Below are 23,635 nucleotides of genomic sequence, written 5' to 3'. Positions count from 1 at the left end.
GCTCCCCGCCCCAACTGAGCCTCATGTGGGGGGCGAGTGGTATTTTTGCAACTAGCCTGGTGAAGCGATTCCTAGCTCCGCCACGGCTTTAGCGTATGAATCTCCCAACTGCCACGGCTGCTTTGGCAGCCCGCGCCCTGGAGCCAGCTTTCGGTGCTGCCATTGACGTAGCTCGCCAGGAAGTCGCGGCACTTGCGGCCGTCCTCGGCGGCATAGGATTGCGCGATCGGCGTGACCGAACCGCGCGCCCCGGTTTCCGGATTCTCCCAACGCTGGCTGGAATCCTTATCGTTCTTGCTGAGCACGTCGGAGGCGGCGTTGCGGGCGAAGGCGAGATCGGTCTCTGTCGGTGCCGCCACCCTGGCCGGCATTGCGATCGAGCCGGTAAGGTCGCTGTCATCGGCCTTGGCGTAGGCACTCTTGTCGTTGCGGGAAAAGCTGCAACCGCCGGTGCCGAGTCCGATCAGAATGATCGTCATGACGAAGCCGGACGGCCGGATCGCCGATAGGCCAACGCGTCCCCATACCCTATATAGGGCGGTAGCAGACAACAACGCGTTTTGGACCGCAGGACGCAACTCGGACCCCAGACATGACCGACACGACCTCGATGAAACACCAGACACCCTTAACATCCGGTGATTTCACCGCCGCCGACGAGCCGTTTGCGCTGTTCGAGGCCTGGCTGAACGAAGCCATCAAGAGCGAGCCGAACGATCCGAACGCCATGGCGCTCGCGACCGTCGATCCCGACGGCCTGCCGGACGTGCGCATGGTGCTGATGAAGGGCTTCGATACCGATGGTTTCGTCTTCTACAGCCACATCGCCAGCCAGAAGGGCCGCGAACTCGCCGCAAATCCTAAGGCGGCGTTACTTTTTCACTGGAAGTCGCTGCGCCGTCAGGTCCGCATCCGCGGCAACGTGACGCCGGTGACCGAGGCCGAAGCCGACGCCTATTTCGCCACCCGTCCCAAGCAGGCGCAGATCGGCGCCTGGGCGAGCAAGCAGTCGCAGGAGCTCGAGAGCCGCTTCGCTTTCGAGCAGGCGATCGCCAAGGTCGCCGCCAAGCACATGATCGGCAAGGTGCCGCGTCCGCCGGGCTGGAGCGGCTGGCGTATAACACCGTCGCGTATCGAGTTCTGGCACGACCGCCCGTTCCGCCTGCACGACCGCATTGAATTTCGCCGTGACGCGGCCGGCCAGAAATGGTCCAAGACGCGAATGTATCCCTAGAATTTTGTTCGAGAATGATCCCTTCGGAAAACCGCTGCACAGTTTGCGCTAACGCGGCCCTCCGGGTCCGGATCATGCTCCAGCCTGAAAGATGTCCATGCCGCAGTCGTCCAATGCGCCGCGCCGTACGCTGCTCCTGACCGGGGCGAGCCGCGGCATCGGCCATGCCACCGTGATCCGTTTCTCCTCGGCCGGCTGGCGCGTGATCACCTGCTCGCGGCATCCGTTCCCGGAGGATTGTCCCTGGGACGCGGGCCCTGAGGACCATATCCAGGTCGACCTCGCCACCCCCGCAGATACCACGCGCGCGATCTCCGACATCCGCGACCGTCTCGAAGGCGGCATGCTGCATGCGCTGGTCAACAACGCCGCGATCTCGCCGAAGGGGGCCGGCGGCTCCAGGCTCGGCTCGATCGACACCGACCTCGACACCTGGACGCACGTGTTCAATGTCAACTTCTTCGCGCCGATCATGATGGCGCGCGGGCTGATCGAGGAATTGAAGGCGGCCAAGGGCTCTGTCGTGAACGTCACCTCGATCGCGGGCTCGCGCGTGCATCCCTTCGCGGGCGCGGCCTACGCCACCTCGAAGGCCGCGCTGGCGTCCCTGACGCGCGAAATGGCCTCCGACTTCGGCCGCGTCGGCGTGCGCGTCAACGCGATCGCGCCGGGCGAGATCGACACCTCGATCCTGTCGCCGGGCACCGAGAAGATCGTCGACCAGCAGATCCCGATGCACCGGCTCGGCACACCGGACGAGGTCGCCAAGATCATCTACGTGCTGTGCACGGACACCAGTTCTTACGTCAACGGCGCCGAGATCCACATCAACGGCGGCCAGCACGTGTAGGCTACCGCGTCATTGCAAGCGCAAGCGAAGCAATCCAGACTGCCTCGGTGAGGACAGTCTGGATTGCCTCGTCGCTTCAGTGCAAAATTGCTTCGCAATTTTGTCGCGAGCTCCTCGCAATGATGATGTTGGAAATTACGCCGGAGAAGCAAGGCGATCCAGACAACGCCGCCGCAAGACCTGGATCGCCCTTAGCTTTCCGTTCCTCAATCGAGTCGAATCCGACGTGACCTCTCGCGTGGCTGCGGAGCGGCCGTGCTGATTGCAGTCGAGCAATCGTCGTCGTTCTCGCCGTCGAGCAGCGGAGCACCACAGTGCCGGCACATGCGCGCCGACATCGACGACGCCTTGCCGCTCGTCGCGACGTGGCGATAGCTCGCCAGATCGATGACGTTGGGGGGCGTCGTTATGTGTTTTTCAACCATGGCTGTTCCTCGCGGCTTACCTGCTCCTTATCGCAGACAAGTTTCGCGCAAACGTTCAGCCCACCGCTCAAATTTTACCGGAGGAATTGGGGCGGCGAGCACACATCGCCGTGCGGCCGCAATCCCGCTCTATTCTGCGACACCAGACACTGTGTCTCTGCGTCCGGCGTAAGGTCTCGGTCACTATTACAGCCACTTCTTCCACTTGAAGATCCAGTACGGAACGATCGCCGCAATCAGCATCAGCACCAGCGCGAACGGATAACCGTGCACCCATTCGAGTTCCGGCATCGACTTGAAGTTCATGCCGTAGATCGAGGCGATCAGCGTCGGCGGCATCAGGACAACCGCCATGACCGAAAACAGCTTGATGATGTTGTTCTGCTCGAGATTGACGACGCCGAGCATGGCGTCGAGCACAAAGGTGATCTTGCTGGAGAGATAGGAGGCATGATCGGTCAGCGAGACGACGTCACGCTGCATGGTCTTGAGCTGCTCGCGCATGTCCTTCGACCATTTCACGCCCTCCACCACCGCGGAAAGGAAGGCGACGACGCGGCCGATCGAGACCAGGCTCTCGCGAACCTTGGAGGTCAGATCGCCCTTGCGGCCGATCGAGATCAGGATTTGCGAATATTGCTTGGCGTGACCGTGGCGCTCGCTCTCCGGCTCGAAAATGTCATGGGAGACCTGATCGATCTCGGCGCCGCAGCGCTCCAGGATGTCGGCGCAGCGGTCGATCACGGCATCGAGCAGCTCCATCAGCACCATCTCGCCGGTGATGGCCGGTGTGCAGGAACGGGCCAGCTTGGCCTCGACCAGCGCAAAGGGCTTGGGCTGGTCATAGCGCACCGTTACCAGGCGGTGGTCGCCCAGAATGAACGTGACCGCCGTGGTCCTCGGCATATCGGTATCGGATTGGCACATCAGCGTCGCGGTCATGTAGCGCGCGCCGTTCTCCATATAGAGGCGGCTCGAGATCTCGATCTCCTGCATGTCCTCCCGGGTCGGGATTGCGATCCCCGAGAGCTTCTCGACGGCTTTGTCCTCGGCCGCGGTGGGGTTGACCAGGTCGATCCAGACCGCATGCTCCGGGACTGCTGCGAGATCCTCGATGACGGCCTTCTTGAGGGAGGACTCGAAGGGAACGAACACAGAAAACATGCACAACTCCAGCAGGGGCCTGCGACAGACTGACAGCGCTTAGCGCGATTCTGACAAGTTGATGATGACAAGCACATTAACGAGCGTTTGCATTTGTGGCGACGGCATGGCCCAACTGTGGCACGGAATCGACACTTACGACCGTTTTGCCCAAAAACCGGCTCTGGCCCGCAAAACTTGCGGCAGAAAAGCCACAGGTAAGGTCTTGCAGCGCGGGAGAAGCGTCGTGAGGCTGGAATTGTGGCAGATTTCAACGATAATGGGGCCAACGGAATCGTGGAATTGGGCTTACTCAAGCTCCACGAAGCTTGTTGTTGTCGATTGGAACCAAATCATGTCGTCGCTGAAAGTTACGCTGGGTATTTTGGCCGCTGGCCTGATGCTGTCGGGCTGCATGCAGGCCACGCATTTTGAAGCGACCGACACCAAGGCCTTCAAGCCGAAGGACAAGGAACTCCTTGCCAAGGTTCGGTACGAGAACACCCCGGTCGCAGAGCCGTTCCGCCGCGCCATCGTTGAGTACCACCGCAAGGAATCGCCGGGCTCGATCGTGGTCGATTCCGACAACCATTACCTCTACTACGTTCTGGATGGCGGCAAGGCGATCCGCTACGGCATCACCGTCGGTGAAGAAGCCATGGCTTGGTCGGGCATCGCCAAGGTGGGCAGCAAGACCGAGTGGCCGGCCTGGCACCCCACCCCCGGCGAAATTTCGCGCCTGGGCGTGCCCACCTTCGTCGCCCCCGGTCCGGACAATCCAATGGGCTCCCGCGCGATGTATCTCTACTCGGGCGGCAAGGACACATTGTTCCGCATTCACGGCACCAACCAGCCGGAATATATCGGCGCGTCGATCTCGTCGGGCTGCATCCGCCTGACCAACGAGGACGCGATCGACCTCTATGATCGCGTCAAGGTCGGCACCCTCGTTGTGGTGCTCGAGCCCAAGCATGGCGACTCGCCCTACAATTCACGGCTTGCGCTCGGCGGCAGCCAAACTGGCCAGGCGGGCAGCTACTGATCAGGTACCTGATCTCTGACATTCAAAAGCGCCGGTCTCACCGGCGCTTTTTTGTTGCCGGCTTGTGCGGCCGGGCTTTGTGGCCGTCGGCCGCCGGCTTGTCCGCAGAGGCAGCCGATGTCTCCGCCGCCTCGTCGTCAATTCCTTGCTTCGTCTCGGGCTTGGCCTCGGGCTTCGCTTCGGGTTTGGCCGCGACCTCACGCGGCGGCGCCTCCTCGGGCCGTTCCGCCGGCAGCAGCGGGGCAACCTGCGGCAGCGGATCCCAGACGTTCCACTGGCAGATCCGGTAGTCGTTGCGCCGCTGCGCGAGATCGAGATGGATATGGTCCTCGTGGTACCAATCCGAGCCGGGGCCGAGCACGGTCGAAAAGCGCGAGCAGACCGAATGCAGCACGCGCTCGCGCACCTCGCGCGGCATGGTGCGGTCGGTCAGGCCGATCGACTGCCCGTTAGCGAGCTTGATGGCGCGCACATCGATCGCATTGGCCTTGCCGTGCTCGGACAGCATGGCGCCGACGACGCGGTTGCGGCCGCGACACTCGAAGCTGTCGAAATTGTCGAGATCGCTGATGGTCGAGCCGAGGCTCGCGGCCAGCGGCACCACGTCCTTGCGCACCCAATCGGCGATTGCGGATGCCATGGTGCAGCGGAGGATCGCCGCCGGCTTGACCGCCACCTTGCGCTTGTCCGGCAGCACGATGGCCTCGAGCCGCACCAGATCCTCGCCGCCGCAGGCGCCGGGGCCGCGGATATCCGGGATCGAAGGCGCGATCGCGATCTCCTCGGTCAGCGCGAGGCGGCACGCCGAGGCCTGCTTCTCGGGCGGCGGCGCGGCTTCGGCGGGCTGGGCGGCGCCAGGTTTGTCCGCAAAAGGCTTGTCGTCGGTCTCCGCAGGAGCCTCGTCCGATGCCTTGGCCGGCCCCTTGGGGGCCTCCTCGGGGCGAGGTCTTGGGAGCGGGATCCTGCCATACATATTGGCAGAATGAACCGTGGCGCGCGGCCGTGGTGCCGCAATACCAAAGATGTCCAGCGGGGACCCATATTTGCGCGCCTCTGCCCGATCCGCGAGCCCGAGCGCGACGGTAACCATTGCCGCGCCGACGGACATATAGCCGCGATAAGACCATTTGCGGCGAAAGGCGGGCAGGCTAAAACTCATGACAATTCTTTGGCCCAACGCTGAGAGCGACAATCCGCCCAGCGGCTTCTCGGAGGAACGACGGAATGCTTGGTTTGATGCAAGACTGGCCCCTGCTCTGCCACAGGATCATCGAACACGCCGCCAAGATTCATGGCAAGCAGGAGGTCGTGACGCGCTCGGTCGAGGGACCGATCCATCGCACCACCTATGCCGATATCCACAAGCGCGCGCTCAAGGTCTCGCAGATGCTGGAGCGCGACGGCATCAAGCTCGGCGACCGTGTCGCAACGATCGCCTGGAACACCTGGCGCCATCTTGAGGTCTGGTACGGCATCATGGGGATCGGCGCCATCTGCCATACCGTCAATCCCCGCCTTTTCCCCGAGCAGATCGCCTGGATCATCAACCATGCGCAGGACCGCATCGTGATGACCGATATCACGTTCATTCCGGTCCTGGAGAAGATCGCCGACAAGCTGACAAGCGTGGAACGCTATGTCGTGCTCACCGACAAGGCGCACATGCCGCAGACGACGCTGAAGAACGTGGTCGCCTACGAGGACTGGATTGCGGAGGCCGACGGCAAGTTTAAATGGAAGGACTTTGACGAGAACACGGCGGCCGCGATGTGCTACACATCGGGCACCACCGGCGATCCCAAAGGCGTGCTGTATTCGCATCGCTCCAACGTGCTGCACGCGCTGATGGCCAACAATGTCGACGCGCTCGGTACCAGCGCCTCCGAAACCATGCTTCCCGTGGTGCCGCTCTTCCACGCCAACAGCTGGGGCATCGCCTTCTCCGCGCCGTCGCAGGGCACCAAGCTCGTCATGCCCGGCGCCAAGCTCGACGGCGCCTCGGTCTATGAGCTGCTCTCGACCGAGAGGGTGACGCATACCGCCGGCGTGCCCACGGTGTGGCTGATGCTGCTCCAGCACATGACCGCGAACAATCTGAAGCTGCCGGACCTGAAGATGGTGATCTGCGGCGGCTCGGCGATGCCGCGTTCGATGATCAAGGCCTTCCTCGACATGGGCTCGAACGTCCGTCACGCCTGGGGCATGACCGAGATGAGCCCGATCGGCAGCGTCGCGGCGCTGAAGCCGCCGTTCCAGAATGCGACCGGCGAGGCGCGGCTCGACGTGCTCCAGATGCAGGGCTACGCGCCGTTCGCCGTCGAGATGAAGATCACCGACGATGCCGGCAAGGAACTGCCGTGGGACGGCACGACCTTCGGCCGCCTCAAGGTCGCCGGCCCGGCCGTCGCCAAGGCCTATTACCGGGTCGACGCCAACATTCTCGACGAGGACGGCTTCTTCGACACCGGCGACGTCGCGACCATCGACGAAGCCGGCTACATGCGGATCACCGACCGCTCCAAGGACGTGATCAAGTCCGGCGGCGAGTGGATTTCCTCGATCGAGCTGGAGAACCTCGCAGTCGGCCATCCCGCGGTGGCGGAAGCCGCCGTGATCGGCGTGTTCCATCCCAAATGGGACGAGCGTCCGCTGCTGATCGTGCAGCTGAAGCAGGGCCAGCAGGCCAGCCGCGAGGACATCCTGAAGTTCATGGATGGCAAGATCGCCAAATGGTGGATGCCCGACGACGTTGCCTTCGTCGACGGTATCCCCCACACGGCGACGGGCAAGATCCTGAAGACCGCGCTGCGCGATCAGTTTAGGGAATACCGCTTCCCGAACGCGGCGGCGTAGGCCATCTCGGACGTCGTGCCCGGGCTTCGTCCCGCCTGCGGGGCCAAAGCCCCTTCGGCGCGGCGACGGCCCGGACATCCGCGTCCTCATGGCAAAAAGACGTGAATGGCCGGTCAAGCCCGGCCATGACGATGCAGCCTTCTGCGGAACTCTTGAATTTGCCCGCGGGCCGTGGTCTCAACGGCCCATCGTCGTGCCAGATCGGCCGGCACCGTCCCCAAGATCCCGGCAGAGCTGACCCGATGGCCCGCAGGTTTTCCGCTCCCTACCAGTCGGAGCCCGTCTCCAGCCTCGCGAGCTGGGCGCGCAATCTGGCCGTGTTCGCCGTGGTGGCGGTGGTGGTCTCGATCATCATCGTCCGGTTCGGCTTCCTGGAGATGAAGCCGGCGCTCGCGACCTTCTTCGGCGGGCTCGGGATTGCCGCGCTCTCGATCCTGTTCGGGCTCGCCGGCTTCGCCGCGATCTGGCAGAACGGCTCGCGCGGCATGGCGCGCATCCTGCTTGCGTTCCTGATCGACGGCGCGATCCTCGCCTATCCCGCTTATCTCGGCCTGCAATACCGCAAGCTGCCGGCGATCCACGACATCACCACCGACCCGATCGACCCGCCGCGCTTCGACGCGCTGGCCCGCCTGCGCACCGGCGATGGTGCCAATACCGCTGTGTATGCCGGCCTCTATTCGGCCGAGCAGCAGCGTCAATTCTATCCCGATATCGAGCCGATCGAGCTCGAGATTTCAGTCGACCGCGCCTATGCGATCGCGCTTCAGCTGGTCAACAAGCGCAAATGGTTGATCATCGACGAGCGCGCGCCGCAGCCCCCGCGCCGCATCGGCCGCATCGAGGCGGTGGCGCGCTCACCGATCATGGGTTTCCGCGAGGACATCGCCATCCGGGTCGTGCCCGACGGCGAGGATTCCCGCGTCGATATCCGCTCCGCCTCGCGCTATTTCGAGAGCGACCTCGGCAGCAACGCCGCACGCGTGAAGAAATTCATCGACGATCTCAACACCGCCGCCGATGCCGACGCACTCAAGCCGGTGAAGAAGACGCCGGTGGCGCCGCCGAAGGCGCCGGCGAAGACGGTGAAGAAGTGACGGAAGGCTAAGCGTTCGCCATCCGATAGGTCCCGCCGATCACGGGATCGCCGTCCGTCGCCACCACGCCGCGGGCGACCAGGTCTTCCAGATGCGCCAGCACGGAATAGCCCGCCGCGGTGGTGAGCCTCGGATCGATGCCGATATAGATCGCCCGGACCATGGTCGGGATGTCGGTCTCGCCCTTGGCAAGGCGGTGCAGGATGGAGGCCTCGCGCGCCTTGCGGTGACGGATCAGGAAGCGCACGAAGCGCGGGCCTTCTGGAATTTCGGGGCCGTGACCGGAGAAATACACATCCTCCTCGCGCGCGGCGAGACGATCCAGCGATTCCATGTAGTCGATCATCGAGCCGTCGGGCGGGGCCACGATCGAGGTCGACCATCCCATCACGTGATCGCCGACGAAGTTGAATTTTCGCTCGGGCCAGGCAAAAGCGAGGTGGTTGGCGGTATGGCCGGGTGTCGCCACGGCCTCGAGCCGCCAGCCATCTCCTTCGACCACGTCGCCATGGCCGATCCTGATATCGGGCGCGAAGTCGCGGTCGGCGCCGGATTCCGGGTTGTGCTTCTCGCTCTCGAAGCGCGGGCGCGAGGCGCGGTGCGGGCCTTCGGCGTAAACTGGCGCGCCGGTCGACCGCTTGATCCGCGCGGTGTTCGGCGAATGGTCGCGGTGTGTGTGGGTGACGAAGATATGGCTCACCGTCTCGCCGCTGACGGCATCGAGCAGCGCCGCCGCATGCGCCTCGTCGTCCGGACCGGGATCGATGATCGCGACGTTGCCCCGGCCCACGATGTAGCTGACCGTGCCGGTGAAAGTGAACGGACTCGGATTGTTACAGAGCACGCGCCGCACGCCGGGGCGGACTTCCTCGACGATGCCGGGCTTCAGCGGAAAGTCGCGGTTGAACGGGACGTCGTCGTTGTCGGACATGGCTTGCTCGTACCTTGCTGACTTCGTCATGCCCGGCCTCGTGCCGGGCATCCACGTTCTTCGCGTGGTCTAAGACGTGGATGGCCGGGACAAGCCCGGCCATGACGCGATTGGAGAGTTCAGTCGCATCCCACACTGGGGCGGTTTGCTCAGAAAAACGCCTGAATGCCCGTGATCGCGCGGCCCAGGATCAGGGCGTGGACGTCGTGGGTGCCCTCGTAGGTGTTGACGGTCTCGAGGTTATGGACGTGGCGCATCACGTGATACTCGATCGAGATGCCGTTGCCGCCGTGCATGTCGCGCGCGACGCGGGCGATGTCGAGCGCCTTCCCGCAATTGTTGCGCTTCATGATCGAGATCATCTCGGGAGCGAACTTGCCCTCGTCCATCAGGCGACCGACGCGCAGCGAGCCCTGAAGGCCCAGCGCGATCTCGGTCTGCATGTCCGCGAGCTTCTTCTGCACGAGCTGGGTCGCGGCGAGCGGCTTGCCGAACTGCTTGCGGTCGAGCGTATACTGGCGGGCGCGGTGCATGCAGTCCTCGGCCGCGCCGAGCACGCCCCAGGAAATGCCGTAGCGGGCGCGGTTGAGGCAGCCGAACGGGCCTTTCAGGCCGGAGACGTTGGGCAGCAGCGCGTCTTCCGGAACCACGACACCGTCCATCACGACCTCGCCGGTGATGGAGGCGCGAAGCGACAGCTTGCCGCCGATCTTCGGTGCCGACAGGCCCTTCATGCCCTTCTCCAGCACGAAGCCGCGGATCTGGTTGTCGTGCGCGGCCGACTTGGCCCAGACCACGAACACGTCGGCGATCGGCGCGTTCGAGATCCACATCTTGCTGCCGGTCAGGCGATAGCCGTCCGACACCTTCTCGGCGCGCGTTTTCATGCCGGCCGGATCGGAGCCCGCATCAGGCTCGGTCAGCCCGAAGCAGCCGACCCACTCGCCGCTGGCGAGCTTCGGCAGGTACTTCTTGCGCTGGTTCTCGTCGCCATAGGCGTAGATCGGATACATCACCAGCGAGGACTGCACCGAGTTCATCGAGCGGTAGCCGGAATCGACCCGCTCGATCTCGCGCGCGACCAGACCATAGGCGACATAGCCTGCATTGGCACAGCCATATTCCTCCGGCAACGTGATGCCGATCAGGCCGAGTTCGCCCATCTCGTTGAAGATCTCGCGATCCGTCTTCTCTTCGAGATAGGCCTTGGCGACGCGCGGCAGCAGCTTGTCCTGGGCGTAGGCGCGCGCGGTGTCGCGCACCATGCGCTCGTCTTCGGTGAGCTGCTCGTCGAGCAGGAACGGATCGTCCCACTGGAAAGAAGCCGAAGCCGGCTTGTCCTTGGCCTGAGGGCGCGCGGTCATGAAACGTCCTTTCGTCTGGTTCCGTCAAAATTTGCCCGACAAAGTAAAGCGCCGCGGCAACAAGTGCAATTGCGTTGCAGATGTACGGGTCTGCGTGATTCCCGGGGACCCGCGAGGCGCGCCTCGGGGGATGCGCTTCGCGCACCCCTGGATGACAGCGCTAGCTTTCGAGTAGCTCGTTGGCGACGATCTCGATGCCGAAGCCCGAAAGGCCCTTGTAGTCGTGCACCGAGGAGGTGAGATGCCGGATCGAGGTGACGCCGAGATCGCGCAGGATCTGTGCACCGACGCCGACTTCGCGCCACTGGCGGTTGCGGTCGGCCTCGGTCGCGCTCTCATCGGGCAGCGGCGCCACAGGGACACCGGCCGCACCGTCGCGCAGATAGACCAGAACGCCACGGCCCGATTTCTTGAAGTGCTCGAGCACCGCCGCCATGCGCTTGTGGCCGGTGAAGATGTCCTTGACGATGTTCGGCTTGTGAAAGCGTGTCAGGACGTTCTTGCCGTCGCCGACGCCGTTGTAGACGAAGGCGACATGGGCGATGGAATCGAACGGCGAGCGGTAGGCATAGCCCTGCAGCGGCCCGATCGGGCTCTCGGTGACGAAGGTCGAGACCCGCTCGATCAGTTTCTCGCGCACCTGGCGGTAGGCGATCATGTCGGCGATGGTGACGTGCTTGAGCTTGTGCTGGGCGGCGAAGCGGGCGACCTGCTCGCCCTTCATCACGCTGCCGTCGTCGTTCATCAACTCGCTGATGACGCCGACCGGCGGCAGGCCGGAGAGCTTGCACAGGTCGACCGCGGCCTCGGTATGGCCGGAGCGCAGCAGCACGCCGCCGTCCTTGGCGATCAGCGGGAAGATGTGACCGGGACGGGCGAAGTCGTTGGCGCCGGCATTGGGATTGGACAGCGCGCGGCAGCACGAGGCGCGCTCCTCGGCCGAGATGCCGGTGCCGCCGTCGGGCTTGTAGTCGATCGAGACCGTGAATGCGGTGGTGTGCGCTGAGTCGTTGTGGGCCACCATCGGATCGAGCCGCAGGCGGCGCGCATCTTCGCTGGTGATCGGGGCGCAAACGATGCCGGAGGTGTGGCGGATGATGAACGCCATCTTCTCGGCGGTGCAGAACGAGGCGGCGACGATCAGATCGCCCTCGCCCTCGCGGTCTTCGTCGTCGGTGACGACCACGAGCTCACCCCGGGCAAAGGCCTGCAAGACTTCCTGGACGTTATCCGGCATTTCCCAATCTCTATCGGTTATGGCCCGGAGGCTTAGCCGGACTTGAGCCGGGGCGCTAGTGTCCCCGGCGCAACCGCATATGCCGGACCGCAGCCCTGCCCGACGGGCGGCTCGCGTCGGGCCTAAGCCCGGTGAGAAGCCGGCCGGGAGCGGTCAGGGCAGCACTTCGCGCCGCTCGCCGAGCCGCTGATCGAGCTCGGCCCGCTTGTCGGCCAACAGGCCGGCCTGGGCGGCCTCGATCACCGTGAACAGCTCATGGGCGTCGCTGAGCCGGGTCACGGTGACATAGCTGGCGCCAGCCGCGTAGAGTTCGTCTACATCCGACAACAGATCGGCCGTGGCAATGATCATGGCGGTCGGGTTGAGGGTGCGGACGTGGCGGACCAGCTTCTCGTTGCTGGCACCCTTCAGAAGCGCATCCGGGACGCTGAGGATGATCATCTCGGATTTGCCGACGCCGGCATGGAGCAGCGTGTCGGCGCTGCTGATATCGCCATAGATCACGTGCAGGCCGCGCGACAGCAGCGTCTGGTACACATTGGGATTGAAGTCGATCACGGTGATCTGCTCGAGCAGCACCGGTGCCTGCCGCTCGATCTCGGCCAGCAGCGCGCTCGCCGCACGGAAAAAGCCGAGGATGACGATGCGGCGCGCCTCGCCATGGCCCTCGTGTCCTTCCTCGCCGTGGCCATTGCCGTGGTCGAGATCGCGCAGGCCGATCCGCTTCAGGGGACCGATCGCCCAGCGGGTGATCTCGTCGCTGCGGGTCATCACGAAGGTCGAGAGCACCGCCAGCACCACGAAGGCGAAGGAGGCCGCGTTCGCCGTCTGGGCTGCGATGTGGTGGTCGGCAACGCCGGTCTGGATCACCACCAGCGAGAACTCGGAGATCTGCGCGAGATTCAGGGCCGGCAACAGGCTGGCGCGCAGGCCCTGCTTCATCAGATAGAGCGGGACGAAGGTGGTCACGAGGCGGCTCACCACCGTGAACGCCGCGATCATCAGGGCAAGTCCGATCACGGAGAGGCCGGGCACGGGAATGGTCATGCCGAGCGCGACGAAGAACAGCGTGATGAAGAAATCGCGAAGCGTGGTGACCTTGGCCGTGACATCGAGCGCATAGGGAAAGGTCGAGAGCGAGACGCCGGCGATCAGGGCGCCCATCTCGCGCGACAGCGACAGCCGCTCGGCGGTCTCGGCGACCAGGAAGCACCAGGCGAGCGCGCCGAGCAGGATCAACTCGGGGCGGCGGGCGATCTGGTGAAACAGGCGCGGCAGCACGTAGCGGCTCACCAGCAGTGCCGCGGCGACCAGCACTGCGACCCGCCCGATCGAGAGCAGGATCACGCTGATTTCCAGATTGGCAAGGCTCGGCTGCACCGCCAGAAACAGGATGGCGAAGATGTCCTGGAGCACCAGCACGCCGAGGGTGATGCGGCCGGGCAGCGTGTCGAGCTCGCGCTTCTCGTAGAGCACCTTGACGATGATGACGGTGCTCGACAGCGCGCAGGCGACACAGAGGTAAACCGCATCGAACTGTCCGCCCCCGAGCGACAGGCCGATGCCGACGAAGAACAGCACCCCGAGCAGGCAGCCGCCGAGGAGCTGGCCGCCCGCCGCGAACAGGATGACCTTTCCGGCCCGCACGATCTTCTTCAGGTCGATCTCCAGGCCGATCATGAACAGCATGAAGATCAGGCCAAGCTCGGAGATGACGCTGATCGATTCCTGCGACTTGACCCAGCCGGCGCCAAATGGACCAATGCAGAAGCCGGCGATAAGATAGGCAAGGATCAGCGGTTGCCTGGAGAAGTGGGCAAGCAGGCCCAGCATCCAGGCAAACAGGATACAGAGAGTGATGTCGCGAATGAGCTCGTGCATGCCAGATTGGTCCGTTTTGCCGCACCCTAGTGATCGAGTGCGGTGCGGCAAGCAAGCAATTCGTCACATGCGGATGGGGCTCGCCACTGCACTGCTGCTATGCCCCCTCGCCTGCTCCGTGCCCGCAGCCGCTCAATCCAAGGTCAATATCGAACAAAACTTTGCAGATTCCCTCACCGCGCTGCCGAAAGAAGAACTCGCCGTCGCCGGCGGGTTCTACGTGCCCGCCTATTCCAGTGTCGCGATGAGCCAGGGCAAGCTGCGCGTCGACTTCTCGGTGACCTTGAGCGTGCACAACGCCTCCGAGACCCAGCCGCTGGTCGTCAAACGCATCGCCTATTTCGACACCGCAGGCAAGCAGGTCGAGAGCTATCTGAAGGCGCCCGTCGCGTTGAAGCCCCTCGCCACCGTCTCGATCTTCATTCCGACCGACGACGTACGCGGCGGGACCGGAGCCAATTTCCTGGTCGATTGGGCCGCAGCAAGCGAGATCGCCGAGCCTGCTGTCGAGGCCTTGATGGTTGGCGGCGTCGCCAATGCGCATTACGCTTTCATCAGCCAAGGCCGTCCGACCCGGACGGCCGGCAAGAACTAAGGCCGTCTGTCCGCCGGATGCGGGCAAAAGAAATAGGCATGGCCGACGCAACGCCGGCCGGCTCAAAAAGAAAACAACGAGGAACGCTCCCATGACGTCCAGCTTCGATTTTGCGCCCCTGTTTCCCGCAGGGCTGCCGGCCCCCTCTGCGCGCTGGACGGGCCTCGCCAAATACAGTTTTGTCGGCGGCAACAACGACTCCGAGCAGGTGCCGCTCGATGATCTGATCGAGGCGGCCAATCTGGCTCTGCAACGCGAAGGCCGCTCGCTCGCCACTTACGGGCTGGCACATGGTCCCCAGGGCTATCTGCCCTTGCGCGAATTCCTGGTGGCAAAACTCAAGCGCGATGCCGGCATCAACTGCACGGTCGACGATCTCCTGATCGTGTCCGGCTCGCTGCAGGCGCTCGACCTCGTCAACGCCACGCTGCTGACGCGCGGCGACACCGTGATCTTCGAGCAGGATAGCTATCAGGGCTCGCTGACCCGCCTGGCACGGCTCGGAGTCAACGTGATTGGCATTCCCCTCGACAACGACGGCATGCGCATGGACGTGCTGGCCACGACGCTGGCCGACCTCAAGGGCCGCGGCATCCGTCCGAAATACATCTACACCATTCCGACCGTGCAGAACCCGACCGGCAGCATCATGCCGGAGGGCCGCCGCACCGAGCTGTTGCGGCTGTCGGCAGACTACGGCGTGCCTGTTTTCGAGGACGATTGCTATGCCGATCTGGTCTGGTCGGGACAGCGGCCGCCGGCGATCCATGCGATGAGCCCGAACGGCGGCGTGATCCATATCGGCTCGTTCTCCAAGTCGATCGCGCCGGCGCTGCGCGTGGGCTTCATCGTCGCGCCCTGGGATGTGATGTCGCGGATGCTGGCGCTGAAGACGGACGCCGGCTCAGGCGCGCTGGAGCAGATGGTGCTCGCTGCCTATTGCAAGCCGCATTTTTCGACCCACGTGCCGGCACTGACGAAGGCGCTACGGACCAAGCTTGATACGCTGATGGAGGCCGTCAACGAGCAGTTCGGGACGGCCGCCGAGTTCGAGGAGCCCAAGGGCGGGATCTTCCTGTGGGTGAAGCTGCCCGATCAGGTGGATACGCTGAAGCTGTATCAGGCCGCGCTTGCCGCCGGCGTATCGATCAATCCGGGGCCGGAATGGTCGACTGACAAAAACCACTCCAGATCGCGACTGCGGCTGTGCTTTGCGAGCCCCTCGCATCAGCAGATCCGCGAGGGCGTGGCCGTGCTGGCCGAGGTCTGCCGCAAGGAGTTCGGCGTGCCGGCCCGCAGTGCCAATGTGGAGAATCGAGCTTGAGCCTTCAGACGATCTGGGGCTGGCTGCCGTGGATCGCGGAGGCCAGCCGCAGCAGCAGCACAATCGAGACGTTGCCCTTTCCGGCCTCGATCTGGGCGATGTAGCGCTCGGATATCCCGGAGCGGCGGGCGAGCTCCCGCCGCGACAGGACGCAGCGCATGCGCGAGGACTTCAAGCGGTCGCCCAGCTCGGCCAGAAACGCGCTCTCGGAATAAGGCGGCACGGCGCAGCTCCCCGGCAGCACCTCGCCTGCGAAATCCCTGACTTGATTCAGCATCGGTTTATCCAATTTCCCTTCGGGAGCGCCATCCTACCGGGGAAACGGGCTGCCTCATTGACGCGGATCAAATTCGCGCGCGAATGGCGGTCAGCGTGGACGATGGCGCGCGGGATGCTACACTTCGGAATTCTTTGCAGGTGGGGCCTTTCAGGACATGAGACGTTGTTTGTGCCGCTCTATCGCGGCAGCAGTGCTGTGGGTTGCGTTCACGCCCGCGGCCGGTGCCGAGTCGCTTGCGGCGACCGTCGAGCAATGGGGCCTGCTCGGCTCATGGGCGGTCGATTGCGCCGGCCGGCCCGACCGCGAGAAGGGCGCGCTCTTGACTTACGAGATCCGGAAGGACGGAAGGGTGATGTACCGGCGCAATTTCGGCGAGGCCAAGGACGAAAACGAAGTGGTATCGGCGATGGTCAACGCCGACGGCCTGCTCAATGTGATGGTGTACTTCCCCTTGCTGCAGCAGACGCGCGAGTTCGGTCTGCTACTCTCGAAGCAAGGCAGCTTGCGCGCAATCTACAATCGCAGTGAGCGCGGCGAGTACACGATCAGGGACGGCAAATACGTCGCGACCGGCGCGCCAACACCTTCACAACAGCGCTGCGATTAACCCACCTGAACAGGCGTTCAGAAATCTCCTGCGATTCCTCCGGAACGTTCCCGCGAATGCGCCGTTTAGATTTGCATTCCATTGGAGGAGGACATCATGAAGAAGATTGGTTATGTGCTTGCCGCTGTCGGCGCGCTCGCGGTTGCAATGCCGACGCTCGCCAGCGCGGAGACGGTAGTGATCAAGCGCGGTGGTCATCATCACGGCATGTATGGCGCCCGCGCCGAATACGGCATGCATCGCGATCACGGCTGGCATCGCGGCTGGCGCCATCGCGACCGCGTCGTCGTGATCAAGCGTGGTCACCGTCATCATTGGGACTAATGCGCAACGCAATATGGAAATGGCCCTTCACGGGGCCATTTTCTTTGCGTGCCTTCTTCCTTCTCCCCTTGTGGGAGAAGGTGGCGCGAAGCGCCGGATGAGGGGTATCCCTCGGCGAATTCAAACTGACAAATGTGCGCGCGGAGAGAGACCCCGCACCCGTCTCGCCGCTGCGCGGCGAGCCACCCTCTCCCACAAGGGGAGAGGGTCCGGCGGTGCGGCCCAGCGTCGACTCTCAGTCCCATGCCGGTGCGAAGCCGGGATTGACGCAGCGCCTGTCCTTCGGCAGCGCGGCGATCTTGTTGCGGTCGGCATCGTCGAGCGTGATCTTCAGCGCGTCGAGATTGGCCTGCTGGCTCTCTCGGCGCGAGGCTTTCGGGATCGCGGCCACACCGTCCTGGTCCAGCAGCCATTTCAGCGCGACCTGCGCCGCAGTTGCATTATGCTTGGCGCCGATCTCGGCCAGCACCTCATCTGACGCGATGCGTCCCTGCGCCAGCGGGCAATAGGCGACCAGCGGGATCGACTTGGCGTTGAGATAGGCCAGCACCTTCGATTGATCGAGCAGGGCGTGGTATTCGATCTGATTGCATGCGATCGGCGCCTTGATGTCCTCGACCGCGATCTTCAGCAGCGCCGTGGTGAAGTTGGCGACCCCGATCGCCCGCGTCCGCCCCTCCTGCTTCAGCGTCATCAAGGTCTCGAACACAGCACCCCAGTTCGCCGCCTTGGACGGCCAGTGCACGAGATAGAGGTCGACATGGTCAAGCCTGAGCTTGGTCAGGCTGGCGTCGAAAGAGCGGCGGATGGCGTCGGGGCTGAGGTTCTCGTGCCAGACTTTCGTCGTGACGTGCAGCTCGCCCCGCGGCAGCCGGGCCGCGGCGAGCGCCGCGCCGATCGGTTCTTCGTTGCCGTACATCTCGGCGGTATCGATATGGCGATAGCCGATCGACAGTGCGCTCTCGACCGCCGCGCGGCAGGTATCGCCCTGCATGCGAAAGGTCCCGAGGCCAAGCTTGGGCATGCTGATGCCCTGTGTCTTGAGATGGTCCATGAAAAGGCTCCTGACATCGTTCAGCCCGCCGGAGGCCCGCAGCGATGCTGCGTGAGCAGACTCTTCGGGGATGGAACAGAGGTGGCGGGAGCGGACAGCATAGTGCGGCAGACGCACGGCGGCCAATCAAGATCGGGTTAGGTGCTTCCTCACCGTCCCCCGGCTTACGGTTTCTTGACCGCGGGCCTACGGTTTTGCAACGTGCCGGATGACGGCTCGGAGCTGACCTAGTGCTTCCAGTTGCAGATGCCGCCGCTGCGGCACGGCCAGGTCTGGATGCGGGTGTCCATCGCCTGCGCGTCGAGCGGATTGCCGTGGCGATGCGCGAGCTTGGTGCGTGCCGCGCCGCGTGGCTGCGCGGGCTTGACGTGCGCGACCTTCGGCTCCGACACGCGCACGCGTTCGGCGGCGACCTTCTTCGGCACGTGGACCGGCTCGGCGCGCGCCTGCGCCTCGTTGCCACCGCGCGCCTCCAGCGCGACAGGCGCGAACCGGGTTTCGGGCCCGAGCCGCTTCGGCGACAACACCGCCTTCGAAAGATCGAGGCCGAGATATTCGTCGGGCTTGTAGTCGTCAGCGCGCGCGACGCCGCCCCATGCGAGCACGAGGGCAACGGCCATTGCAAAAGGAGCGCTCTTTGGAATCACGGACGCCTCCTGAAATTGTTTGTTAAGATGTAATTTACCTCTATTTAGGACGCGTCGCGAGCAATTCCAGCGGTCGACTGCCGCCGTGGTTAAGAAGTTTGGCGGTGTCAGGCGACCTTTCGCGGTGCACCCGTCTCTTCAAGAAACCCGATCAGACGGGTACGAATGATGGTTTCTGCCTCAGCCATGATCCTGTCGACGAGTTCCTTGCAGGTTGGGATATCATGGATGAGGCCCGCGACCATGCCGCAGCTCCAGGCGCCCGCGTCCATCTGCCCGTCCAGCATGATCCTGGGATAGACGCCCGCGACCTGGTCGTGGATGTCGTCGATCTTCAGCTTGTCGCCCTTCTCGCGTTCGATCTCGAGCAGGCGGTCGACATTGGCGTTCTTCAGCACGCGCTCGGTGTTGCGCAGGCTCCGCATGATCAGGCGGGTGTCGAGCTCGGTCGCCGCGACCAGTGCATTCTTGACGTTCTGATGCACCGGCGCTTCCTTGGTGGCGATGAAGCGCGTGCCCATGTTCATGCCGGCCGCACCCAGCGACAGCGCCGCGACGAGGCTGCGGCCGTCGGCCATGCCGCCGGATGCGACGAACGGAATCTTCAATTCCTCCGCCGCGCGCGGCAGCAGAATCATGTTGGGAATGTCGTCCTCGCCGGGATGGCCGCCGCACTCAAAGCCGTCGACGCTGACCGCGTCGCATCCGATGCGCTCGGCTTTCAAGGAGTGGCGCACCGAGGTGCATTTGTGGATGACCGTGATCCCGGCGGCCTTCAGCGCCGGCATGTAGGCTTCCGGGCTGCGGCCGGCGGTCTCCACGGACTTGATGCCGCCTTCGACGATGGCGGCGATGTATTCCGGATAAGGCGGCGCGGCGAAGGTCGGCAGGAAAGTGAGGTTCACGCCGAACGGCTTGTCGGTCATATCGCGGCAGCGTGCGATCTCTTTTGCCAGCAGCTCCGGCGTCTTCTGCGTGAGACCGGTGATGATGCCGAGTCCGCCGGCATTGGAGACGGCAGCCGCCAGCTCGGCAAAGCCGACGAAATGCATGCCGCCCTGGATGATGGGGTGCTCGATGCCGAACAGTTCGGTGATCGCGGTCTTCACTTAAATTACCTCCCGGGCTTTTGCTCGACGTTCGCGCCAGTCTAGCCGGACTTTTGCGCCGCGGTCATCCTTTCTCTCTCGCCATTTCTCTCAGAACGGCCGTAGGCTCGATGCCCCCGCGCGGGAGCGCCCAGCTTGATCGGGCGCAGCACCGCGGCGGTCGGGATCATCAGCACCGCGATGATCGCGAGCGTCCAGAACACGTCGATATAAGCGAGCAAATCGACCTGCTGCTGCAAGGTGCGCCCGACCCAGGCGACCGCCTGCGAGGCCGCATCGCTCGCGTTCGAGCCCTGAGCCTGGAAGAAGCGGGTCATCGTCTCGATGGTCTGCTGATAGCCGAGGTCCGATGGCGCGGCGTGCTCGATCAGGCGGCTCTGGTGGAATTGCTGGCGCTGCGCCAGAATTGTCTGCGCCAGCGCGACGCCCATGGAGCCGCCGATATTGCGGGCGACGTTGATCAGCGCCGACGCCTGGTTGGTCTTGTCGGGCGGCACACCGTCATAGGACGCGGTCGTGACCGGCAGGAACAGGAAAGGAAGACCGAGCGCGAGGAAGATCCGCGACATCGCGGCATAGCCGTAGGTGATATCGCCGGTAAGGCCCGTGAGATGCCACATCGAGAAGGCGACGATGGCGGCACCGAACATGATGAGATATTTCGGCTGCACGCTGCTGACGAGGCGGCCGACCACTGGCATCAGCACCAGGGTCGCGACGCCGCCAGGCGACAAAGCGAGACCGGCCAGCAGGGCGGTGTAGTTCAAATCGCTCTGGAGCAGTTGCGGCAAAAGCTGTGTCGTCGAGATCAGCACCGCGCCGGTCGCAAGCATGACCAGGAAGCAGGCGGCGAACTGGCGACGGCCCAGCAGGCGGAGATCGACGATGGGATCCTCCCGCGTCAGCTCCCACGGGATCAGCGCAAGCAGTGACATGGCCGAAAGTACCGCGAAGAACACGATCATGTTCGAGCCGAACCAGTCGTTGCGCTGGCCCTCGTCCAGCACGTATTCGAGCGAGCCGAGCCCGATCGCGACCAGCAGGAAGCCGACATAGTCGACGCGCAGGCCCTTGCTCAGCAGCTTCTCCCGCTCCTCCTCCGCATCCGAGGGCTCGTTGACCAGCGTGCCGACCAGAAACAGCGACAGCAATCCCATGGGGACGTTGATCAGGAACACCCAGTGCCAGGTGTAGGTGTCGGTGATCCAGCCGCCGAGCGTCGGACCGATCACGGGTGCGACCACGACGGCGACGCCGTAGATCGCGAAGGCCTGGCCGCGTTTGTGCGGCGGAAAGGAGTCGGCAAGAATCGCCTGCTCGCTGGTCGCCATGCCGCCGCCGCCAAGGCCCTGAAGGATGCGGAACAGCACCAGCGCCTGCAAATTCCAGGCGAAGCCGCACAAAAGCGAGGAGACCGTGAAGATCGCAACGCAGATCATGTAGAAGCGCTTGCGGCCGATCACGGTCGACAGCCAGCCCGAGATCGACAGCACGATGGCGTTGGCGACGAGATAGCTGGTGATGACGTAGGTGCTCTCGTCGATGCCGACGGCAAGCCCACCGGCGATGTGGCGCAAGGCAACGTTGGCAATGGTGGTGTCGAGCACCTCCATGAAGGTCGCGATCGAGACGACGAACGCGATGAGATAGGGATTGTGACCGCCCGCCGCCGAGCGCTCCGGCGACCAGCCGCCCGCGGATGCACTGCCCTGCGCCGTGTCGGTCATCGCACCCTGGTCCAGGGCACGACCGACATGCCGGGACCAACGGGCAGATCGGCCGGCCAGCTGTCCACCACGATCTTCACCGGTACGCGCTGCACCACCTTGACGTAGTTTCCGGTGGCGTTCTCCGCCGGCAACAGGCTGAACGCGGTGCCGGAGCCCGGCTGCACGGACTCGACATGGCCGGTGAGCTTGCGCGTGGGATAGGCATCGATGCGGATCTCGACCGGCTGACCCGGCCGCATGTCGTTGAGCTGCGTCTCCTTGTAGTTGGCGACGATCCAGACCTCGTCAGGCACGAACATCATCAGGCTCTGTCCGGCTGTAACGAAAGTGCCCTTGGCGCCGCTGAGCTTGACGACGCGGCCGGACTGCGCCGCAACCACGCTGGTATATTGCAGGTTCAGCTTGGCCTGATCGAGCTGCGCCTGCGACTGCTCGAGCTGCGCCCGGGCGCCCTCGAGCTGCGCGTGCAGCGACTTGATGCCAACTTGCGCAGCCGTCACCGCGGTCTTCGCGCGTTCAGTGTTGGCCTGCTGCGCCTGAAGGTCGGAGCGGGTCTGCTGCTGGCGCTGCACGGTGCCGGCCCCCTTCTCGACCAGATCCTGGGCGCGCGCGAACTCTTCCTGCGAGAACTGGAGCTGGGCCTGGGCCTGTTCGAGCTGCGCCTCCGCCTGCTTGATCTGCTCCTGCTGGGAGACGATCTGCGCCTCGACATTGGCGATGTTCGCCCTGGCGACCGCGACCTGCGCATTGGCCTGATCGATGGCGATGCGATAGTCGCGCTCGTCGATCTTGGCGAGAAGGTCCCCGGCTTTGACATGCTGGTTGTCCGTCACGGGTATGTCGGTCACGTAGCCGCCAACCTTGGAGGCCACGGAAAAGCTGCGCGCGGCGACGAAGGCATCGTCGGTGGATTCATAGTGGCGCACCTGGAGCCAATAGAGCACTCCGCCGATAAGGGCCGCGAGCAAGACGATGGTCCCAACGCTTGCCAGCAACCAATGCTCGCGAATCCGCTCTCGCAGCGACGGCGCCTTGGCCGGCTTCGAGTCCGTGGCGTCACGGGCCTGATCAGGAGATATCTTCGGAGCTTCCTTCGCCCTCTGCGGCTGCTCCGCGGACGGTCCACGCTCCCGTGTTTGAGCATCCACGGTGAAAAACCTTTCTCGGGGATCAAACTGGCGGCAGAGCCGCCAAGGCCGGCACACGCGCCGCGAGCCCAACTGCAACTCCTGATCATGGTTCCGCTTGTTGCGAGCACCATCGCGTTCGTGAACGCCCTGCCCAAAAAGCGAGCGCGGCACAGTGCATGCCGCGCTCGCCTCGATATCTCATGGGAAGCGCACCCGGTCTCAGTGCGTCTTCGTCGCGTGCCATTTCTCGAGATCGGGTTTCACCTCGTCCGATCCCTGCTCCTTTTCCGGAGTGCCTTTCCAGGGCTTGTCCGTCTGCTTGTGCGAACCCCAGTCGCTCTGCTGCCGGGGATCGTCGTTAGGCCGTTCCTTGCTCATCGAGCTTCCTTTCGGTGGAAACGCTTACGCGAAGGGGACACCGTAATAGGAGTTGATCCCGCGAACCGCGGCGTCATCACCCCAGTTCCAATCACTCCGTTCGCCGTATTTGGGCGCGCCTTCCAGTTCCTTGGTGGTGATGCCGGTGACGTAACCGCCGAGCTCCGTGTCGTATTTCAGCGACTGCCACGGCAGCGGATAGTGGTCGTTGCCGAGGCCCAGAAATCCGCCGAAGCCGAGCACGGCGTAGGACACCTTGCCGCTGATCTTGTCGATCATCACGCGTTCGATCGAGCCGATTTTGTTGCGATCGGCACCGTAGACCGATGTTCCCTCGACCTTGTCGCTGCCGATCAACCGACCCATCTCGTTTTGGTCCAGTTCACCCTGATTCAACATC

At 64.1% G+C, this 23,635-nt stretch carries 25 protein-coding genes; 9 read left to right on the top strand and 16 right to left on the bottom strand.

Features of this window, described 5'->3' with window-relative positions; all coding sequences use genetic code 11:
- Positions 1-71: 71 nt before the first annotated feature.
- Positions 72-479 carry an RT0821/Lpp0805 family surface protein gene (locus ACIPUD_RS35710; protein ID WP_446482500.1) on the bottom strand — a complete coding sequence of 136 codons (408 nt, stop codon included), beginning with the start codon at positions 477-479 and terminating at the stop codon, positions 72-74.
- 113 nt (positions 480-592) lie between these two features.
- On the opposite strand from ACIPUD_RS35710, the gene pdxH reads away from it, so the two are divergent.
- Positions 593-1,234, top strand: coding sequence for a pyridoxamine 5'-phosphate oxidase (gene pdxH / locus ACIPUD_RS35705; RefSeq protein ID WP_018456236.1), 642 nt, complete (start codon positions 593-595; stop codon positions 1,232-1,234).
- 97 nt (positions 1,235-1,331) lie between these two features.
- The gene (locus tag ACIPUD_RS35700) at positions 1,332-2,084 is read left to right on the top strand and encodes an SDR family NAD(P)-dependent oxidoreductase (RefSeq protein ID WP_026233115.1); all 753 of its coding nucleotides are present in this window, start codon (positions 1,332-1,334) and stop codon (positions 2,082-2,084) included.
- Positions 2,085-2,290: 206 nt separating this feature from the next.
- On the opposite strand, the gene ACIPUD_RS35695 is transcribed toward ACIPUD_RS35700, so the two are convergent.
- Both ACIPUD_RS35695 and ACIPUD_RS35690 read right to left on the bottom strand, forming a co-directional pair.
- Positions 2,291-2,509, bottom strand: a complete 219-nt coding sequence (locus ACIPUD_RS35695) for a hypothetical protein (protein WP_026233114.1) — start codon at positions 2,507-2,509, stop codon at positions 2,291-2,293.
- Between the two features lie 186 nt (positions 2,510-2,695).
- Positions 2,696-3,673, bottom strand: a complete 978-nt coding sequence (locus ACIPUD_RS35690; protein ID WP_018456234.1) for a magnesium transporter CorA family protein — start codon at positions 3,671-3,673, stop codon at positions 2,696-2,698.
- 334 nt (positions 3,674-4,007) lie between these two features.
- Between ACIPUD_RS35690 and ACIPUD_RS35685 the strand changes: the two genes are divergently transcribed.
- Positions 4,008-4,694: a L,D-transpeptidase gene (locus ACIPUD_RS35685; protein WP_018456233.1), complete on the top strand. Its 687-nt coding sequence runs from the start codon at positions 4,008-4,010 to the stop codon at positions 4,692-4,694.
- Between the two features lie 37 nt (positions 4,695-4,731).
- Here the strand turns inward: ACIPUD_RS35685 and ACIPUD_RS35680 are convergent, their stop codons facing one another.
- On the bottom strand, positions 4,732-5,853 hold the full coding sequence (locus ACIPUD_RS35680) for an extensin family protein (RefSeq protein ID WP_446482499.1): 1,122 nt from the start codon (positions 5,851-5,853) through the stop codon (positions 4,732-4,734).
- A 65-nt stretch (positions 5,854-5,918) separates the two neighbouring features.
- On the opposite strand from ACIPUD_RS35680, the gene ACIPUD_RS35675 reads away from it, so the two are divergent.
- Positions 5,919-7,547, top strand: a complete 1,629-nt coding sequence (locus tag ACIPUD_RS35675) for a fatty-acid--CoA ligase (protein WP_085352551.1) — start codon at positions 5,919-5,921, stop codon at positions 7,545-7,547.
- 242 nt (positions 7,548-7,789) lie between these two features.
- The gene (locus ACIPUD_RS35670; RefSeq protein WP_085352553.1) at positions 7,790-8,644 is read left to right on the top strand and encodes a DUF1499 domain-containing protein; all 855 of its coding nucleotides are present in this window, start codon (positions 7,790-7,792) and stop codon (positions 8,642-8,644) included.
- A 7-nt stretch (positions 8,645-8,651) separates the two neighbouring features.
- Here the strand turns inward: ACIPUD_RS35670 and ACIPUD_RS35665 are convergent, their stop codons facing one another.
- The 4 genes from ACIPUD_RS35665 to ACIPUD_RS35650 form a co-directional block, all read right to left on the bottom strand.
- Positions 8,652-9,575, bottom strand: a complete 924-nt coding sequence (locus ACIPUD_RS35665) for an MBL fold metallo-hydrolase (protein ID WP_085352554.1) — start codon at positions 9,573-9,575, stop codon at positions 8,652-8,654.
- A 149-nt stretch (positions 9,576-9,724) separates the two neighbouring features.
- Positions 9,725-10,939 (bottom strand): acyl-CoA dehydrogenase, encoded by a 1,215-nt coding sequence (locus tag ACIPUD_RS35660; RefSeq protein WP_007594720.1) that lies wholly within the window; start codon positions 10,937-10,939, stop codon positions 9,725-9,727.
- A 160-nt stretch (positions 10,940-11,099) separates the two neighbouring features.
- A complete protein-coding gene (gene ribB, locus ACIPUD_RS35655; RefSeq protein ID WP_018456228.1) occupies positions 11,100-12,176 on the bottom strand; it encodes a 3,4-dihydroxy-2-butanone-4-phosphate synthase in 1,077 nt (358 codons plus the stop codon).
- Positions 12,177-12,329: 153 nt separating this feature from the next.
- A complete protein-coding gene (locus tag ACIPUD_RS35650) occupies positions 12,330-14,057 on the bottom strand; it encodes a cation:proton antiporter (protein WP_085352555.1) in 1,728 nt (575 codons plus the stop codon).
- A gap of 67 nt (positions 14,058-14,124) precedes the next feature.
- Between ACIPUD_RS35650 and ACIPUD_RS35645 the strand changes: the two genes are divergently transcribed.
- Positions 14,125-14,652, top strand: a complete 528-nt coding sequence (locus ACIPUD_RS35645; RefSeq protein WP_204513887.1) for a DUF3124 domain-containing protein — start codon at positions 14,125-14,127, stop codon at positions 14,650-14,652.
- A gap of 91 nt (positions 14,653-14,743) precedes the next feature.
- Positions 14,744-15,976: an aminotransferase-like domain-containing protein gene (locus tag ACIPUD_RS35640; protein WP_018456225.1), complete on the top strand. Its 1,233-nt coding sequence runs from the start codon at positions 14,744-14,746 to the stop codon at positions 15,974-15,976.
- 4 nt (positions 15,977-15,980) lie between these two features.
- On the opposite strand, the gene ACIPUD_RS35635 is transcribed toward ACIPUD_RS35640, so the two are convergent.
- Positions 15,981-16,253 (bottom strand): helix-turn-helix domain-containing protein, encoded by a 273-nt coding sequence (locus tag ACIPUD_RS35635; RefSeq protein WP_018456224.1) that lies wholly within the window; start codon positions 16,251-16,253, stop codon positions 15,981-15,983.
- Between the two features lie 157 nt (positions 16,254-16,410).
- On the opposite strand from ACIPUD_RS35635, the gene ACIPUD_RS35630 reads away from it, so the two are divergent.
- Positions 16,411-16,863: a hypothetical protein gene (locus ACIPUD_RS35630; RefSeq protein ID WP_026233111.1), complete on the top strand. Its 453-nt coding sequence runs from the start codon at positions 16,411-16,413 to the stop codon at positions 16,861-16,863.
- Positions 16,864-16,959: 96 nt separating this feature from the next.
- Positions 16,960-17,187: a hypothetical protein gene (locus ACIPUD_RS35625; RefSeq protein WP_026233110.1), complete on the top strand. Its 228-nt coding sequence runs from the start codon at positions 16,960-16,962 to the stop codon at positions 17,185-17,187.
- A gap of 235 nt (positions 17,188-17,422) precedes the next feature.
- Here ACIPUD_RS35625 and ACIPUD_RS35620 read toward each other — a convergent pair whose 3' ends face one another.
- The 7 genes from ACIPUD_RS35620 to ACIPUD_RS35590 form a co-directional block, all read right to left on the bottom strand.
- Positions 17,423-18,241, bottom strand: a complete 819-nt coding sequence (locus tag ACIPUD_RS35620) for an aldo/keto reductase (RefSeq protein WP_446482498.1) — start codon at positions 18,239-18,241, stop codon at positions 17,423-17,425.
- A gap of 227 nt (positions 18,242-18,468) precedes the next feature.
- Entirely contained in the window at positions 18,469-18,861 is a 393-nt protein-coding gene (locus ACIPUD_RS35615; RefSeq protein ID WP_446482497.1) for a hypothetical protein, read from the bottom strand.
- A 134-nt stretch (positions 18,862-18,995) separates the two neighbouring features.
- Positions 18,996-19,997 carry an NAD(P)H-dependent flavin oxidoreductase gene (locus ACIPUD_RS35610; protein WP_446482496.1) on the bottom strand — a complete coding sequence of 334 codons (1,002 nt, stop codon included), beginning with the start codon at positions 19,995-19,997 and terminating at the stop codon, positions 18,996-18,998.
- A gap of 41 nt (positions 19,998-20,038) precedes the next feature.
- Positions 20,039-21,724: a DHA2 family efflux MFS transporter permease subunit gene (locus tag ACIPUD_RS35605; protein WP_446482495.1), complete on the bottom strand. Its 1,686-nt coding sequence runs from the start codon at positions 21,722-21,724 to the stop codon at positions 20,039-20,041.
- Entirely contained in the window at positions 21,721-22,875 is a 1,155-nt protein-coding gene (locus ACIPUD_RS35600) for an HlyD family secretion protein (RefSeq protein WP_446482494.1), read from the bottom strand. Before ACIPUD_RS35600 ends, ACIPUD_RS35605 begins: the two co-directional genes overlap by 4 nt.
- Before the next feature lie 201 nt (positions 22,876-23,076).
- Complete coding sequence (locus ACIPUD_RS35595; protein ID WP_007594751.1) at positions 23,077-23,235, bottom strand: hypothetical protein; 159 nt, start codon at positions 23,233-23,235, stop codon at positions 23,077-23,079.
- 24 nt (positions 23,236-23,259) lie between these two features.
- Positions 23,260-23,634: a PRC-barrel domain-containing protein gene (locus ACIPUD_RS35590; protein ID WP_007594753.1), complete on the bottom strand. Its 375-nt coding sequence runs from the start codon at positions 23,632-23,634 to the stop codon at positions 23,260-23,262.
- Between the last annotated feature and the right edge of the window lies 1 nt (position 23,635).

Source organism: Bradyrhizobium sp. CAR08, assembly GCF_052871955.1.
This window is presented reverse-complemented; position numbering and strand designations above follow the sequence as displayed.